Origin of the sequence: Nocardia pseudovaccinii (assembly GCF_050942345.1) — a bacterium.
Taxonomy (GTDB): Bacteria; Actinomycetota; Actinomycetes; order Mycobacteriales; family Mycobacteriaceae; genus Nocardia; species Nocardia pseudovaccinii.
The window spans coordinates 8,302,939-8,317,923 of sequence record NZ_CP192074.1; the positions used below are offsets into that span (position 1 = coordinate 8,302,939).

13 protein-coding genes and 1 pseudogene are annotated in these 14,985 nt (G+C 64.6%); 7 read left to right on the top strand and 7 right to left on the bottom strand.

Going from position 1 to position 14,985, the window contains the following annotated elements; all coding sequences use genetic code 11:
• The 3 genes from ACQPZ2_RS37650 to ACQPZ2_RS37660 all read right to left on the bottom strand — a co-directional run bounded on the left by ACQPZ2_RS37650 (position 1) and on the right by ACQPZ2_RS37660 (position 4,624).
• Complete coding sequence (locus tag ACQPZ2_RS37650) at positions 1 to 1,401, bottom strand: wax ester/triacylglycerol synthase family O-acyltransferase (protein WP_433522758.1); 1,401 nt, start codon at positions 1,399 to 1,401, stop codon at positions 1 to 3.
• Between the two features lie 151 nt (positions 1,402 to 1,552).
• Positions 1,553 to 2,956 carry an IS1380 family transposase gene (locus ACQPZ2_RS37655; RefSeq protein WP_433522759.1) on the bottom strand — a complete coding sequence of 468 codons (1,404 nt, stop codon included), beginning with the start codon at positions 2,954 to 2,956 and terminating at the stop codon, positions 1,553 to 1,555.
• 144 nt (positions 2,957 to 3,100) lie between these two features.
• Entirely contained in the window at positions 3,101 to 4,624 is a 1,524-nt protein-coding gene (locus tag ACQPZ2_RS37660) for a cytochrome P450 (protein WP_433522760.1), read from the bottom strand.
• Positions 4,625 to 5,052: 428 nt separating this feature from the next.
• On the opposite strand from ACQPZ2_RS37660, the gene ACQPZ2_RS37665 reads away from it, so the two are divergent.
• Complete coding sequence (locus tag ACQPZ2_RS37665) at positions 5,053 to 5,955, top strand: SGNH/GDSL hydrolase family protein (RefSeq protein WP_433522761.1); 903 nt, start codon at positions 5,053 to 5,055, stop codon at positions 5,953 to 5,955.
• Positions 5,956 to 5,989: 34 nt separating this feature from the next.
• Here ACQPZ2_RS37665 and ACQPZ2_RS37670 read toward each other — a convergent pair whose 3' ends face one another.
• The gene (locus tag ACQPZ2_RS37670) at positions 5,990 to 6,286 is read right to left on the bottom strand and encodes a hypothetical protein (protein WP_433522762.1); all 297 of its coding nucleotides are present in this window, start codon (positions 6,284 to 6,286) and stop codon (positions 5,990 to 5,992) included.
• 131 nt (positions 6,287 to 6,417) lie between these two features.
• Between ACQPZ2_RS37670 and ACQPZ2_RS37675 the strand changes: the two genes are divergently transcribed.
• From ACQPZ2_RS37675 to ACQPZ2_RS37685, 3 genes are all read left to right on the top strand, one after another.
• Complete coding sequence (locus ACQPZ2_RS37675; RefSeq protein ID WP_433522763.1) at positions 6,418 to 7,017, top strand: TetR/AcrR family transcriptional regulator; 600 nt, start codon at positions 6,418 to 6,420, stop codon at positions 7,015 to 7,017.
• A 93-nt stretch (positions 7,018 to 7,110) separates the two neighbouring features.
• Positions 7,111 to 9,552: a beta-glucosidase family protein gene (locus ACQPZ2_RS37680; protein WP_433522764.1), complete on the top strand. Its 2,442-nt coding sequence runs from the start codon at positions 7,111 to 7,113 to the stop codon at positions 9,550 to 9,552.
• Positions 9,549 to 10,463 (top strand): esterase/lipase family protein, encoded by a 915-nt coding sequence (locus ACQPZ2_RS37685; protein WP_433522765.1) that lies wholly within the window; start codon positions 9,549 to 9,551, stop codon positions 10,461 to 10,463. Before ACQPZ2_RS37680 ends, ACQPZ2_RS37685 begins: the two co-directional genes overlap by 4 nt.
• A 161-nt stretch (positions 10,464 to 10,624) precedes the next feature.
• Here ACQPZ2_RS37685 and ACQPZ2_RS37690 read toward each other — a convergent pair whose 3' ends face one another.
• Complete coding sequence (locus ACQPZ2_RS37690; RefSeq protein ID WP_433522766.1) at positions 10,625 to 11,125, bottom strand: MarR family winged helix-turn-helix transcriptional regulator; 501 nt, start codon at positions 11,123 to 11,125, stop codon at positions 10,625 to 10,627.
• 69 nt (positions 11,126 to 11,194) lie between these two features.
• On the opposite strand from ACQPZ2_RS37690, the gene ACQPZ2_RS37695 reads away from it, so the two are divergent.
• The 3 genes from ACQPZ2_RS37695 to ACQPZ2_RS37705 all read left to right on the top strand — a co-directional run bounded on the left by ACQPZ2_RS37695 (position 11,195) and on the right by ACQPZ2_RS37705 (position 13,892).
• On the top strand, positions 11,195 to 12,019 hold the full coding sequence (locus ACQPZ2_RS37695) for an SGNH/GDSL hydrolase family protein (RefSeq protein ID WP_433522767.1): 825 nt from the start codon (positions 11,195 to 11,197) through the stop codon (positions 12,017 to 12,019).
• 41 nt (positions 12,020 to 12,060) lie between these two features.
• Positions 12,061 to 12,750, top strand: a complete 690-nt coding sequence (locus ACQPZ2_RS37700; protein WP_433522768.1) for a hypothetical protein — start codon at positions 12,061 to 12,063, stop codon at positions 12,748 to 12,750.
• A 239-nt stretch (positions 12,751 to 12,989) separates the two neighbouring features.
• Entirely contained in the window at positions 12,990 to 13,892 is a 903-nt protein-coding gene (locus ACQPZ2_RS37705; protein ID WP_433522769.1) for an aromatic prenyltransferase, read from the top strand.
• A 14-nt stretch (positions 13,893 to 13,906) separates the two neighbouring features.
• Here the strand turns inward: ACQPZ2_RS37705 and ACQPZ2_RS37710 are convergent, their stop codons facing one another.
• Both ACQPZ2_RS37710 and ACQPZ2_RS37715 read right to left on the bottom strand, forming a co-directional pair.
• Positions 13,907 to 14,680 carry a helix-turn-helix domain-containing protein gene (locus tag ACQPZ2_RS37710; RefSeq protein WP_433527628.1) on the bottom strand — a complete coding sequence of 258 codons (774 nt, stop codon included), beginning with the start codon at positions 14,678 to 14,680 and terminating at the stop codon, positions 13,907 to 13,909.
• Positions 14,681 to 14,758: 78 nt separating this feature from the next.
• Positions 14,759 to 14,893, bottom strand: a pseudogene (locus ACQPZ2_RS37715) (Ada metal-binding domain-containing protein); the annotation flags it as partial.
• Between the last annotated feature and the right edge of the window lie 92 nt (positions 14,894 to 14,985).

Below are 14,985 nucleotides of genomic sequence, written 5' to 3' on the forward strand. Positions count from 1 at the left end.
TCATCCAGCGGCTAGTTGTGTGTGGTCCGGCAGGAGCAGTTCGGTGAGCTCATCGAGCGCGGCATCCATGGCCCCGGTGAGATACGACATCGGCGGCAGCTTGTCCTGGACACCGAGCACGCCGAAGTGCAGCCCGCCCGAGTAGCCGATGCAGGTGAAGTTCAGCGAATTGCCATGCATGAGCAGCGAGATCGGATAGATCGTCTCGAGCCGAGCACCGTTCCAGTACAGCGGGTTTCGCGGTCCCGGCACATTGGAGATGCCCATCGGGTGGGAGGAGGCGGTGTTGGTGAAGCCGAAGCTGAGCCCGAGGATCCACGGCAGGGTGACCGCGAGCCCGTAGCCGATGACCTCGTTCGGGGCCATCTCACCCATATGCTGCTTCGCGGCGCGGATGTAGTACTTGACCGCGCTCAACCGGTCGCGCGGATCGGCGATATCGGTGGCCAGCGCGGTGAACATCATGCCAGCGCGGGTGCCGGCGCGAGCGTCGTCCTCCTCACGCAGATCGGTGGGCACGCCCGCGGTCAACGACTCTTCGGGCAATGTGGCGTGATCGGTCAGGTAGCCGCGCAGCGCCGTGCTGACGAGGTACAGCACGATGTCGTTGATCGTGCAGTCACCCGCCTTCGCCAATCGCTTGAACAGCGCGAGGTCGTAGCGACGCCTGGACAGATCGCGCGCGCCGGTGATGGTGCCGTCGAGAATGGTCTGCGGCTGCTGATATGCCTTCTGCGCCATCGTCTTGTCGCCGCGTGCACGCCGGAAGGCATCGCGGGCGGCGGATCCGACACCGCGCAACAAGGCCAGCACACCGGTCAATGCGGTGAGCAGGGCACGGAACGGATTCGCCGTACCGGCTTCCGCCGATTCGGCGGCCGGGCGCACGGTGAACAGGTCCGGCACATCGCGGGCGGCGGCATCCTCGGTGAACGTATCGGTGAACAACCGCATGGCCGATGCGCCGTCGAGCAGGCTGTGGTGCACCTTGAGCAGGAGCGCGAAACGGTCCTGCGCGAGTCCTTCGATGACGTGCAATTCCCATGGCGGACGGCTCATATCGAGCTGCTTCCGATGGATCGACGACACGAGTTCGGTCAACTGGTCCTGGCTGCCCGGCTCCGGCAGCGTCCACTCCCGGATGTGCTCGCTCAGGTCGATATCGTCGACCTCACGCACCATGGCCGCAACACCGGGCGGCGGGAACTTCAGCGGGCGGAAGTTCCACGGTTGCGGCAGGCTCGCCGGTGCGTCCAGTCCGGCGCGCCACTGCCGCAGGAATTGGGACGCCCCGCCCTCGGGTGCGGTGAATTCCAGCAGGAAGGCGATATGCATCGGCATATCGGGGGATTCGAGCGACAGCCAGACACCGTCGGTCGCGGTCAATCGATGCAACGACATCTACATCCTTAGCCTCGATCCATGGACTCGGGTTTCGGGCTGGTCTGCGCGCCGGAGGCGCGCAGACCAGCGGGTTTCGGGTATGAGGTAGCCGCTGGTCTGCCCAGCATTTCCACGTGGATCTCGGTTCGGGCCGGTTCTGGCCGGGTGGTCAGGTAGTGACGGGTTGTGGCGGTGTGTAGCCGATCGTGTTGTGCCACAACATGAGCCATGGCTCGACCCAGGGCCAGTGGGTGGGCAGATGCAGAATCGGCCGACGTTGCGGGCGGGCCAGTCGGGCGGGGATGTTGACGATTTTGCGGCGCAAGGTAGCTGCGCGGGCGCGGCGGTGGTTGCCGCCGGCGAGGGTTCCGGCAGCGCGCAGCAGGTTATGGGCGATCCCAGCGCAGATCACCCAGGCGGAGTTGGCACCGAATTTCCCGGACGGCATATGGGCCAGGGGACCGTCGATGAGGTCGGCGAAAACGGTCTCGATGACGGCGTGTTTGCGGTGGGTGATGTCGGCATCGGCAACCGGCTCTTGCGAGTTGGTCAGGAAGGGGTGGTGACGCCACACAGGGAACAGCGCGTCGGGGTAGCGGGCGTCTTTCACCCGCCGCACGATCAGCCGGGCGGTGACGCGGTCCTTGGTGGAAGCAAAAGCGGTGTAGGAGGTTTCGGCGACCTCGGCGTCGGAGATCCACTCGCCTGTGTCGGGGTCGCGGACCGCACCGGGATAGCGCACCGGGGTCCACGCGTCATCGGGAATCGAGGCGATCGCTTTCTTCACGGCCGCGTTCTTGGTCAGCACCAGCGAGAACAGTGCCCCAGCCCGCAGCGCTGCGCGCACGACCCTGCGGTTGCCATAGGCCGAATCCCCGCGCACCACGATGGTGCCGGTGGCCCCGGCGGCGCGGGCGACGCCGATCGCTTCTGTGACCATCGACCCAGCTCCTTTGCCGGAGCCGGTTTTCCCGGCGCGTAACCGCATCCCGGCAACAACCGGTGCCGCGAGGTCGGTGCTGAGCGTGGCCGCCAGGGGTGAAAGCCCTTTGCGGAGAACCTGTTTCCCGGCGATCTTCGCATGCCCGTAGGACGCGCCCTGCTTCTGCTTGCCATAGACCGGGCGCAGCAGCGAATCGATATCGACGAAACACCGTGTCTGCGCGCCGGGCAGCAGATCGGTACGGGCGGCCAGCGCGGACAGGTGCTCGCGCATCACCGACTCCAACTGCTTGGCATGACCAAAGCTGAACTCGCGCAACAGAGTTCCCACCGTCGAGGGCGCATACACACCACCGAACAGGTGCCCCATCCCGCCGCTGCGCAGCAGGTCGATGTCATCGATACTGTCCGCACCCGCGCACATCCCGGCGATCAGCGTGGCCAGTTTCGGGGCCGGGTTGGCCGACCCGGAAGTGATCCGCGGCGAAGCTATGGCGACCTTGTCAGCCAACATGCTGGTCAGGCCCGTTTGCTCGGCCAACGTCATCACCGGGACCAGCCCAGCCACCGAGACGAGATTGTCGTCATCGAACACTGCCGAGCCCTCGGCGAACGTGTGAAACAATCGCACTGAAAGTGTCTTTCCGATCTTGCAACGATTGATGCGTGAGAACACCAATCATCGCAGCTCGGAAGGCACTTTCCCTATTCCGGGGACGGCCCACCACTGATTACGTCCACGGATCGAGGCTTAGAGTGTGCTCGGCGAATGGGGTCAGGCGGGTCGTCGGATCAGGTCGAGATCGAGATCGATGGGGATGACGGCGAAGTGGAAGCGATCCTTCGGCGCCTGCGCCCCCGCGGGCAGACGCACCTCGAAGTTCCGGCAGACCATGCCGGTCACGTTCTTGATCTCCAACATCGCCAACCCGCGTCCTGGACAGAAGCGCGGACCGGCCCCGAACGGGGTGGAGACCTCGGGCCGATGCGTGCCGTGCTCGGTGCGCAGCCAGCGATCCGGGTCGAAGCGCAGCGCGTCCTCGAAGTTCTTCTCCTGCAGGCTCGCATGCTGCACATTGACGATCACCCAGGTGCCCGCCGGGATGTGCACACCGTCGATCGTGGTGTCGACGGCAGCCTCCAGTCCGACGATCGGGGTCGTCGGCCGCAGCCGCATCGATTCGGCGACAACGGCTTCCAGATACGGCTGCCGGTCCAGCGCCGAGGGGATCTCGGTGACCTCCTCGCGAATCCGTTCCTGCACGGCCGGATTGCCCGCGAGGTGGTAGAGCAGCCAGGCCATGGCATTGCTGGTGGTGTCCTGACCGGCGATCAGGATGGTCAGCGCCTCGGCGAACAGTTGGTCATCGGTGAAGGAGGCGCTGCCGTCCTGCGCCAACAGGAAGGCCTCGATGAAATTCGTCGGCGCCGCAGGCAGATTCGCGCGGGCCCGACTGATGACGCCGGTGAGATCGGTGCGCAGCGCGGCCAGTGCGCGCTCCAGCGCCCGGTCGTCCGGAAGCTTGACGTAACGCCAGTACGGGAGCGGGCTGTTGATCCGCCGGTTGATGAGCGGGAAGATCAGCTCCAGGTGCCGCTGGATGATGTCGCCGGACTGTTCGATGGTGTTGATGTCGTAGTCGAAGGTCAGCTTGGCGGTGACGTCTACCGTGTAGCGGGTCAGGTCGGCGCGAATATCCTTGGGCGACTGCTGCTCCCAGCGCTGCCGCAGCCGTCCGGTGATCGTCTCCAGGGTGGGATGGAAGCTGCGCAGATGCGAGGCATTGAAGGCGGGCATGGCCAGCTTGCGACGCAGCCGCCACGCCTCACCTTCCAGCGAGAACAGTCCGTTGGACCCCATCTCGTCCATAACCGATTCGATCGCCGACTGCCGCCGGAACCCGCCGGGCCGGTCACGGAATATCTCGCGGTTCAGATCGGGATCGCTCACGACCACGATGTGCCGCCCCGGCATCTTCAACTGATAGAGCGGGCCGTACTCATCGCACCACTCGTCGAACTGACGGTGCAGCAACGAGGGCCGCATCTGCGGGAGATTCCCCAGCAACGGCCACCGGCTCGGCCCCGGGAGATCATCCACGGTCTTGGCGGGTGAGATCGAGACGGACAAAGCTGGCCTAACGTCTAAAGGAACTGGTGGAGTCTCGGCGGACGAGAAAAAGCCGCGAGAAACTTGTCTCGAAGCACAAAGAAAGGTCCGCCGAGTTTGTTCATGAATGCGACCGGAGTCGAAGAATAACGACGGCCTCCCCGCAGTTGAAACATTCGGCCAGACCATTTTGACAGCCTGCCGCCATTTATGCCGAGGCGGGCGATGACTCAGCGCGAACAATGGCGACCGTAGCCAGCGCAAGCGGGCAGTGTCAACCCTGACGATTCGTCATCGTCGACTTTCCGCAGGTAGAGAGGAATTAGTGAGGAACGCAACAGTGCCCCACCCAAGGGCATGAATCTGAAACAAAGCCTGGTCGCTGACAGTTTGACGAAATACGCTATCCCCCAAGGCTGCCCGGCATCTCAGCGTGCGGCCGAGCGCACAGCGACCAGAAAATTTCAGCGGCAAAACCGAAAGTAATTCCGGATTGGCGAATCGTGGCTAGACTCTGCCCGTACCGGTCGGATGTCCAGGGTCGATCCCGCCTGCGCGAGTTACTCCTGGGAGTTCAGACCAGAATTCGTCCGGTCATGGGTTCACAAGGAGACACCATGCAAGTTTTCGGCAGCTGGAACCACCTGTTCGGAAAGGTGAGACCAGCGGTCGCCGCAGCCGCGATGACAGTCGCGGCGAGCGCCGCTATTACCGGGCAAGCGAGCGCAGACCCGGCCGCGGACACCCACTACGCGGCCCTCGGTGATTCCTTCGCCGCGGGCGCGGGCGTATTTCCGCAAACCGAACTCGCCACGTGTTCACGGTCCGCGGTCAACTACCCGTCGCTGGTCGCGAAGGAGCTCGGCGTCGCGACCTTCAAGGACGTCACCTGCGGTGGGGCCACCTTGGACGACCTCGCGAGCTCGCAGCGCGGCGTCGTCTCCGGAACCGCCGCACCGCAGTTCGATGCGCTGACACCGGACACCACCCTGGTGACAATGACCATGGGCGGCAACGATATCGGCCTGGCGAGCCAGGCCCTGCGGTGCGGAAATCTCCTGCCGGAGCCCTACGGCACATCATGCGCGGACACTTTCACCGCGAACGGCGTCGACACTTTCGCGGAACGGACCAAGGCCCTGGCACCCGTCTACGGCACCGCGATCGATGAAATCCACTCACGCGCACCCGAAGCCACGATCGTGATCGTCGGATACCCCACCGCCTCGCGCGAAGGCGCCTGCCCGGCACAACAGCCCGCCTGGCCGCGCGACGCCGACTACCTCCAGGACGTGCTGGTCGACCTCAATACGCTGCTGCGCAATGTCTCCGCCGCACACGGCGCGATCTTCGTCGACACCGCCACCTCCAGCCTCGGACACGATATGTGCGCCACGCCCGATCAGCAGTGGATCAACGGGTTGATTCCCTCGCTGTCGACTCCATCCATTGTCCCGCTGCACCCCAACACCTTCGGCGAGCAGAACATCGCACAGCAGGTTGTCGCCGCACTGCGGTGAGATCGCGGCGCCGGGCGCGGTACAGCGCCAAGCGTCACTGTGACACGACGTCAGGATTCGGCAGACGGTCGAGCCAATCGGTCAGCCGAGCAGGCAGGATGCCCAGTTCCTCCCAGACCGCACCCGTGTCAACGGTCTGCGGGCGGGAATCCAACAGCGCCCCCAGCCGCATTCGACGAGCCTGCACCTCATTGAACGGCCGCACCGCCGCGGCGGACATCCGCAGCATGCGGGTCGGCCAGCATCGGCACCCACCCGCTGCCACCAATCTCTCGACCACTTGCCGCCCTACGACGCCGGTTCCGCCGACCACCAAGAACATGATACGCATACTTCTATCATTGCTCTACTATCTATCAACGCTAGATCTAGCGTTGATAGATAGTAGATGCGGCGAAACCGCCCCTGCCAATGGCGATTCGCTAGTCTGCGAACAATGGACGCAGCAAAAGAGTGCACCGCATGAGGCGGGCCCAGGGCCGGGCCGGTCACGAGGATCGTCGTCGAGCGATCCTGGAGGCGGCACTCGAGGTTTTCGCGGAACGCGGCTATCAAGGCGCGACCATTGCGATCGTCGCGGAGCGGGTCGGACTCAGCCAGCAGGGCGTGCTGCACTACTTCCCCAATAAGCAGACACTGCTGGCGAATGTGCTCGCATTGCGCGATCAGAACGATCTCGATGTCCTGCTCGCCACCGCACAGGGCCGTTCGACAACCCTGGAACTCCTTGCCGAACTGGTGGAACGCAATGTCGAGCGACCCGGAATCGTGCAGTCGTTCACGGTGCTCGCGGCCGAGAGCGTCACCCAGGACCATCCAGCGCGCGACTACTTCGTCGATCGGTACGCGCAGGCCCGGGAGATGTTGACAACCTTCCTGGAGCGCGCACTTGGCGGCGATCCGCCGCATGGCGTCTCACATCGAGATGCCGCCGTATTACTGATCGCGGTTCTGGATGGTTTACAGCAGCAATGGTTGCTATCGCCGGATGAGGTCGATATGCCCGCGCTGCTGCGCAAGTTCCTGCGATTGATCCGTCCGGATGGTGATCCGGATTTATAACGCATCGATAACTTTCCCTACCGGTCGCTAGGTAGTTCGACCATACTTCGAGGTAGATGCCCGCGCGTCATACGAACAAGGGAGTCGACCGACATGGCGAATCACCGAGCCGACGCCGAGGCAGTGGTCGAAAAGGCGTTGGCCGCACTGGATCTGGATGCGCGTTGCCGCCTGCTCGCCGGACAGGACATGTGGTCCCTGCCCGCGATTCCGGAGATCGGGTTGGCGTCCCTCGTGATGTCCGACGGTCCGATCGGCGTGCGCGGCGTGCACTGGAGTCCGGAGGATCCCTCGATCGCCCTGCCGAGCCCGACCGCGCTGGCCGCAACCTGGGATCCGGCTCTGGCCCGGCGGGCCGGGCAGTTGCTCGCGCAGGAGGCCCGGCGCAAGGGCGTGCATATGCTGCTTGCTCCGACGCTCAATCTGCATCGAAGCCCATTGGGCGGCAGGCATTTCGAGTGCTATTCGGAGGATCCGCTGCTGACCGGTGCGATCGGCGCGGCCTATGTGACCGGTGTGCAGGAGGGCGGCGTGGCCGCCACGCCCAAGCATTTCGTGGCCAATGATTCCGAGACCGACCGATTCACCGTTGATGTGCGGGTATCCCAGCGGGCACTGCACGAGCTGTATCTGGCGCCGTTCGAAACCGTGGTCGAGCAGGCCGAGCCATGGGCTTTGATGGCGGCCTACAACAGCGTCAACGGCGTCACGATGACCGAGCACAGTGCATTGCAGAACGAAATCCTGCGTGCACGTTGGGGTTTCGACGGCGCTATCGTCTCGGACTGGACGGCGGCGCGCAATACTGTCAGCGCGGCCGTCGGCGGGCTCGATATTGCGATGCCGGGACCGCAGAGCGTTTTCGGCCATGCCCTCGCGGAAGCGGTTCGCGCAGGCCAGGTTCCGGCCGAGACGGTCGAGCAGATGGCACGGCATGTGCTCCGGCTCGCCGCCCGGGTCGGCGCGTTGGCCGGGGCACCACCTGAAGTCGCCACGGCGCCCGCGACGTTCAACGGCGACGCGCTGGCACGCGAGATCGCCCAACGCTCGATCGTGCTGCTGCGCAACGAGAGTGGCGTGCTTCCGCTCGGCAAGGTCCGCCGCATTGCGCTGATCGGCCAGACCGCCGACCAGCCGAGGGCGCTCGGTGGCGGCAGCGCCCAAGTGTTCCCACCGCATACCGTCTCTCCGCTCGAGGGCCTGCGGGCCGTGCTCGATGCGGATACCGAACTGGTCTATGCCGTCGGCGCGGATCCCCGGGTCAAGATTCCCGCCGCGAAGGAAGGTTTCGACCTGCGGGTCCAGCTCTACGGGGCGGCTGACCGCCTGCTCGGCGAACATCCGCTGCCGGAGGCCGCGATCGAATGGATCGGTGAGTTCCCGGACGGTATCGGGGTCGGGGAACTGCATCGGGTCGTTGTCACCGGCACCTTCACGTCACGGGCGACGGGAACGCATACCTTGGCCATCGCCGGTATCGGGCCGTTCCGGCTGACGGTCGGCGATGTGACCTGTTTCGACGACGCGATCGTCCCCGAGGGCGACCCGGTGGCGGCCTTCCTCCAGCCGCCGGAGACGCTTTTCGAGGTCGAACTCGCTGCGGGACAGCAGGTTTCGATCAGTATTACCCATACCGTGACGACGCTGCCCGAGATGCCCATCGCCTTCGAGAAGTTCTCGCTCGGACATCAGGAACCGAATATCGACCCCGAGGCGCTCATCGAAGAAGCCGTCGCCGCGGCGGCCGCGGCCGAGGTGGCCGTCGTGGTCGTCGCCACCACCCCCGAGGTGGAGAGCGAAAGTTTCGACCGCACATCGCTTTCGCTGCCCGGTCGACAGGATGAGCTCGTCGCCCGGGTCGCCGCTGCCAATCCGCGCACCGTGGTGGTGGTGAATACCGGGTCACCCGTGCACATGCCGTGGGCCACGGATGTCGCGGCGATCCTGCTCACCTGGTTTCCAGGGCAGGAAGGCGGTGCCGCGCTGGCCGATGTGCTCATGGGGCGGGCCGAACCGAGCGGACGGCTGCCCACCACTTGGCCCGTGCATCAGGACGATGCGCCGGTGCTGAATGTCACGCCGACCGATGGTGCCCTCGCCTACGAGGAGGACATCTACCTCGGATACCGTGCGTGGCAACGACTTCCGACCGCACCGGCATACTGGTTCGGGCACGGAATCGGTTACACCACCTGGGAATACGAGAGCGCTGCCTTCGCCCCCGACCCGGCATCTGGTCTCGGCACGCTCACCGTGACGGTTCGCAATACCGGAGATCGTCCCGGCCGCGAAACGATCCAGACGTACATCGCGCATTCATCCCAACCGGAACGCCGACTGGCCGCCTTCGCGGTCGTCGAAGCCGAGCCGGGCGAGACTGCCGAGGTGGCGATTCCGATCCCTCGCCGGGCCGCCGAATCCTGGGATGAGGCAACGAAGACCTGGGCACTACCGGCCACCGCCTACGACCTGCTGACCGGTCGATCGGTCGCCGATATCCGCCTGACCACGGCCGTTCAAGGACCACACGCATGACGTTGCGCCGAATCACCTTGTTCCTGACCGGATTTGCGCTGTGCGCCGCAGCGATGCCCGTGGCCGCCGCCGAGCCGGGACCGTATCCGACCGCCACTTGGGAGCAGGTGCAGGACGAGGAAACCCGGTGGGCACAGGAGGGCAAGGTCGAAGCCCCGACGCCGCCCGGAGTCAACCGGTACGACTGCGCGCCCACTTTCCCTGGCGCGGTTCCCGTTGTCCTACTACATGGTTTCGCGGGCGACGAGTATCGAGCCTGGGGCTATCTCGGACCGGCCCTCGCCAATGCGGGCCTGTGCGTCTATTCCTTCTCCTATGGCGGCAGCAATGCCATGCAGGGCGGTGGCAATGGTCCGCTCGCCGATTCGGCAGTAGAGATCAAGCAGAAACTGACCGCGCTGACCGCCCGGCTCGGCGTCCCGAAGGTCGACCTGATCGGCCATTCCGAGGGCGGCATCATGGCGCAGCACATCGTGAAAACCGATCCGGAGATCGCCGGTGGCGTCCGTTCGGTGACCACCATTTCCTCGCCGACACACGGCACGCTCGGCGAGCTCGGTGCGACTCTGCTCGGAAATCTCCGCGACGAGCTGCCGGTACCGCCCGCGGTGAAGGATCTACTGGCCGGATCGGTCTTTCTACAGGAACTGAACTCCGGCCCCACCACCGTCCCCGGCATCGCCTACACCACCATCAGCAGCCGCTTCGACCCGATCTCGTCCTTCGGCCAGAACGAGGCCATGATCGCGGAGCCTGGTGTCGACAACTACGTCCTCCAAAACGTCTGCCCCGCAAGCAAAGCCGGTCACAACGGCACGGTCTTCTCACCCACCACTGCCACACTCGTGCTCAATGCGCTCGATCGTTCGACAGTGCGACCGATTCCGTGCCAGGACGACTCAACCGGTTAGCAAGGCAGTCGTATTTCGTTGTGCGGTGGATACCGCGACGGAACTGGTGGTGGTCCAGGCCGCAATGTTCCTTGGCGGTTTGGAAAACTTCTCGATCGCCCACCTCGCGCCAGCCACGATCTGCTTTCGGCTGACGGTGTAGGGATGGAAGGCACGGACGCCTACTCGGCGGGCGGCATTCGCCGATAGCCGGGGTGCACGCCCGGGGTGAGCTGTTGTTGTTCGGCGATGCGGTTGAGCAGGGTCGCCAAGTGTTCGTATTCGGTGTCGTCCAGTCCCGCGCAGATATCGCCTTCGTGTGCCGTGGCGATCTGCCACACCTGGCCCATCAGCTGTTGCGCCTTCGGGGTGAGGTGTAGTTCGTGGTTGCGGCGGTCGGTGGCGCTGCGGCGGCGTTCGACGAGGCCCTTGTGGTCGAGGTTATCGATCAGGGTGACGACGCGGCTGGGGACGACGCCGAGTTCGGCCGACAGTGACCGCTGACTGCGTCCGGGCTGGGTCGCGATCATCCGCAGCAGTCCGATATCCGGCGGGGACAGTTCGATATCGCTGATGCGCTCGGCGAATCGCTGGGCCGCGTGCGCGCCGATCTGTGCGAGCAGAAAGGTCACTGCCCGTGTGCGTGGCGCGTGCTGCGCATCCCCTTGCTCGGCTTCGATCACCACGCTATCGTACACAGCGCAGTATCGTTCACTATACTGAATGATTCACCTTAGAGAATTGAGTTTAGCGTGAATGCCGAGCTGATCGAGAAGCTGATCCGGTTCCAGCGGCCCGAGCGGGTGCTGCCCTATCTCGACGAACTCGACGACATCCGCATCGCGAGCCTGTTCGGCCTGGATCCGGCCGAGTACAAGCGACTGCGGGCCGGATTCGATGCACAGGTCCACACGGCGGCGACCGAACTGCTGGCGAATCCCGAAGTGGCCGACGCGGTGGACCGGCTCCCATTCGAGCCCGGCCAACACGTCGTCGCCATCGGGGAGAGCACGACGGCGGATCGGCGGTCCTGGTTCGAGATACTGCGCGCGCTGCTGGCCATTCGCCGTCCGGACGACGGCATCCGACTCAGCAATCTGGCCGTATCCGGGTGCACCACAACACAGGCGCTCGCCGCACTGTCGACGCTGACCAGTCAGCGGCCCGATTGGGTGCTGTGCCATCTCGGCGCGAACGATGCCAAGCGCCTCGGTGGGATCGACGGACCTCGGCTGGTCAGCATGTTGGAAACGAACCGCAATCTGCTGCTGCTGCACGACTCGGCGATGCGTGACATCGACGCGCGGTGGATATGGCTCACCCCGGCCGCGGTGGACGAGGCGAAGGCAGCCGCATTCCCACACTTTCAGCGGGCTGGAATCGCTTGGCGCACTTCGGATATGGCCGACACCGCCGCGATGCTGGCCGATCAGCCGGAGCCGATCGTCGACGTGTTCGCGATAACCACCCCCGACTCGGGTTTCGACGGGCACCTCGACGATGGCGTCCACCTGACCGGCTCCGGCCAACAGGAGATCAGTGCGGCGGTCGTCGTCACGCTGGCCCAACTGTCCTGAACCGGTACCCCGGCTACGCAACACACTCGAAAAGGTCAAGCATGCGCGTCACCACATTCATCTTCACCTGCACACTTGCCGTCGCCACTGCCGTGGGCACGGCCGCGGCCCAGCCCGCGGACGAGGGCGACGGCGTCGCCTTCACCGCACGCGCGGTCGACGGCGCCAGTGTGATCGATATCGACTCGGGGACAATGTCGTCGGACAATGATGTCTTCCAGATCAAGGCCGCCGATGGCACCGTGGTCGCCGCGATGCCGTTGCGGCTACGGCTCGACGATTTCGAATTCCCCATCGCCGCAGCGATTTCCGGTCACAGCGCGACCCTCGTACCGCAAGTCGATATCGCGCGCGCGATGTATCGGCCGGTCGCACTGCCCTTCGAGGATCAGGCACCCTTCCGATCGGAATACGAGCGCGAGGTCGCGGCCTGGAATCGGATGAGCAGCACCATCGCCATGGGTGCCATCGTCGGCACGGTTGTGGGCGGACTCGGCGGCGCGGCCGTTGGATGCGTGCTCGGCGGGGTGGTCGGAGCGGCGGCCGCCACCGCCACCATCATCGGACTCTTCGGTCCGATCCTGCCCGCAGCCGCGGTCGGCTGTCTCGGCGGCGTCATCGCGGTCGGCGCGCTCGGCACCATTGCGGGTCAGCTGTTGGTCACCGCCCCGGTGATCGTCGCGGCCGCGATCCAGTACTTCACCACGATCAATTCGCCACTCCCGCACTGACGATCGGGTCGCCCTCGGCGACGGTTGGAGACGGCCGCTGAGTTGTATTTCGTTGCGCCGCAACGAGTGCAGTCCTGGCGGCGGATTGCGCGGTGAACGCGAACACAACTGAGCCTTGGCCACCCTCCCCACCTTCGGTGACATCCCTGGTGCATGGAAGGCGACTAAACTTGCGGTCTCGCCAGCTGGGGTTGGCGAGACCGCGATGTTGTTCGTAGCACTCATCTTTGGAAGGACGCATGCCCACCACAGAATCCGAGCTGGACGATCTCTATGCGGCCATTGAGAAATCCGCGCGGTTGTGGAACGTCCCCTGCACGCGAGACACGGTCTGGCCCAACCTGACCGCATACGGCACGGTGCTCACACAGTCCGTGATCTCTTTCAGAGTGGTCACCGAGGCCCGCCGCTCGGGAGACCTCGACTACCGTTTTCTGACGCTGCCGAGAGACACCGACCCTTACAACATCGCTCTTGCCAACAAACTGATTCCCGAGACCGATCATCCGGTCGGCGCTCTGCTGGACCAGGTCCGGAAACAGTGCCCCATCGACAGCTACGGGATCGATATCGGTGTAGTCGGCGGCTTCAAAAAAGTCTGGCCGTTCTTTCCTGCCGATGGCGTGCAAAAGGTATCGGAGCTTGCCGCCCTCCCGTCCATGCCGCCCGGTCTCGGCGAACACGTCCGCATGTTCGCACGTCACGGCTTGGAGGACAAAGTCGGCTTGCTCGGCATCGACTACCACGACAAGACGATGAACGTGTATTTCCCCGGTCTGCCTGCCGACTGCTTCGAACCCCGCGCCATCACGTCACTCCACCGAGATGCCGGATTTCCGGACCCGACCGATCAATTCCTCTCGCTCACCGAGAAAGCATTCGATATATACGCCACCTTCAGCTGGGAATCTCCTCGGATCGAACGCCTCTGTTTCCCCGTGATCACACCCGACCCGAGAACGCTCCCAGTCCAGATCGAACCGCGCTTCGAGCAACTCGTCGACAAAGTTCCGATCAGCACAAACGACCGTCGATTCACCTATGCCGCGACCTCGTCGCCCCAGGGAGAATCCTGCAAATTCAGTTGGTTTTACCAATGGCAACCCAGAATACTGGACAAGATGAAGACATCCGATTCATAGAACTGCCTGGAGTGTCAGTGCACGAGCGCGGTCAGGATCGCCTGTGCGCCAACGGCATCGAGACCGCTCAGGTCAGCGGCGAGCATCGTCGGGGTCGGGAAGAGATAGGAAAGGCCGAACTGCTCCAAGCCGCCGACGGGTTTGCCATAGGCCGCGACGAGATCGTCGAGAGCATCGCTGTCCGACACGACACCGCGGATGTCATTTTCGAATGGGTCCCACGGCTCCCCCGCGAGCAGCCGCTGCACCCTGGACACCAGATGGATCAGGCCCTCGATATGCGGCACATGCGCCATGAGCAGCGCGGCATCTATTGTGGCTGAGGATATTTCGATGACGCCCGGATCGCCGTCCATGTCGATCGTGCGCCGGTAGCGGGTCGGCGTGGCGCTCTCGACACCAGCGATCGCGGTGCACGCCAATTGTGCCAATCGCCGCTCGATGTTCGTCCCCTCGGCAACCGGCACGCGCAGCGCGAGACCGCCATCCGCGACAAGCCGATCCGCACGCCGCCGACGTTTGCGTAGCTCGACAGGCGTTGCGCGAAATATCGCGACCATCACCCGATTGAATTGACGCAGGCTCCCGAATCCGGCAGCGAAGGCGATATCGGTGACCGACAGATCGGTATCGTCCAGTAGTCGTCGCGCGAAATGCGCACGCCGCGAACGGGCCAGCTGATCCGGCGTCGCACCGACCTGCTCATGGAACATCCGTCGCAGATGACGTTCCGACACCGCCAACCGCGCGGCGAGTTCCGCCTCCTTGCCCTCGTCCAGTGCACCCACGGCAATGAGATCGATAGCGCGACAGACCAATTCGGATGCGCGCGTAGGCTTTCGATCACTCCGATAGGGCCGACAGCGGTGGCACGCCCGAAACCCTGCCGCCTCGGCACCCGCAGCGGAGGTGAAGGAGACGACATTCTCCGCCCGAGGGCGTCCGGGACACGGCGGCAAGCAGTAGATGCCGGTCGTGACGACGCCTTCGAACGATCCCATCCCCCGAGTCTGCGCTCCGAGCCGCGCACCGACCAGCCATATCCGGACACGGTCTGTCCGGATATGGCGTGATCGACGGCCGCGGCCAACCC

What these genes read in the sequence shown, in the direction of transcription:
- ACQPZ2_RS37665 (WP_433522761.1), top strand. Translation starts at nt 5,053, where the DNA reads ATGCAAGTTTTCGGCAGCTGGAACCACCTGTTCGGAAAGGTGAGACCA.
- ACQPZ2_RS37705 (WP_433522769.1), top strand. Translation starts at nt 12,990, where the DNA reads ATGCCCACCACAGAATCCGAGCTGGACGATCTCTATGCGGCCATTGAG.
- ACQPZ2_RS37660 (WP_433522760.1), bottom strand. Translation starts at nt 4,624, where the DNA reads ATGGTCTGGCCGAATGTTTCAACTGCGGGGAGGCCGTCGTTATTCTTC.
- ACQPZ2_RS37700 (WP_433522768.1), top strand. Translation starts at nt 12,061, where the DNA reads ATGCGCGTCACCACATTCATCTTCACCTGCACACTTGCCGTCGCCACT.
- ACQPZ2_RS37685 (WP_433522765.1), top strand. Translation starts at nt 9,549, where the DNA reads ATGACGTTGCGCCGAATCACCTTGTTCCTGACCGGATTTGCGCTGTGC.
- ACQPZ2_RS37680 (WP_433522764.1), top strand. Translation starts at nt 7,111, where the DNA reads ATGGCGAATCACCGAGCCGACGCCGAGGCAGTGGTCGAAAAGGCGTTG.
- ACQPZ2_RS37650 (WP_433522758.1), bottom strand. Translation starts at nt 1,401, where the DNA reads ATGTCGTTGCATCGATTGACCGCGACCGACGGTGTCTGGCTGTCGCTC.
- ACQPZ2_RS37675 (WP_433522763.1), top strand. Translation starts at nt 6,418, where the DNA reads ATGAGGCGGGCCCAGGGCCGGGCCGGTCACGAGGATCGTCGTCGAGCG.
- ACQPZ2_RS37670 (WP_433522762.1), bottom strand. Translation starts at nt 6,286, where the DNA reads ATGCGTATCATGTTCTTGGTGGTCGGCGGAACCGGCGTCGTAGGGCGG.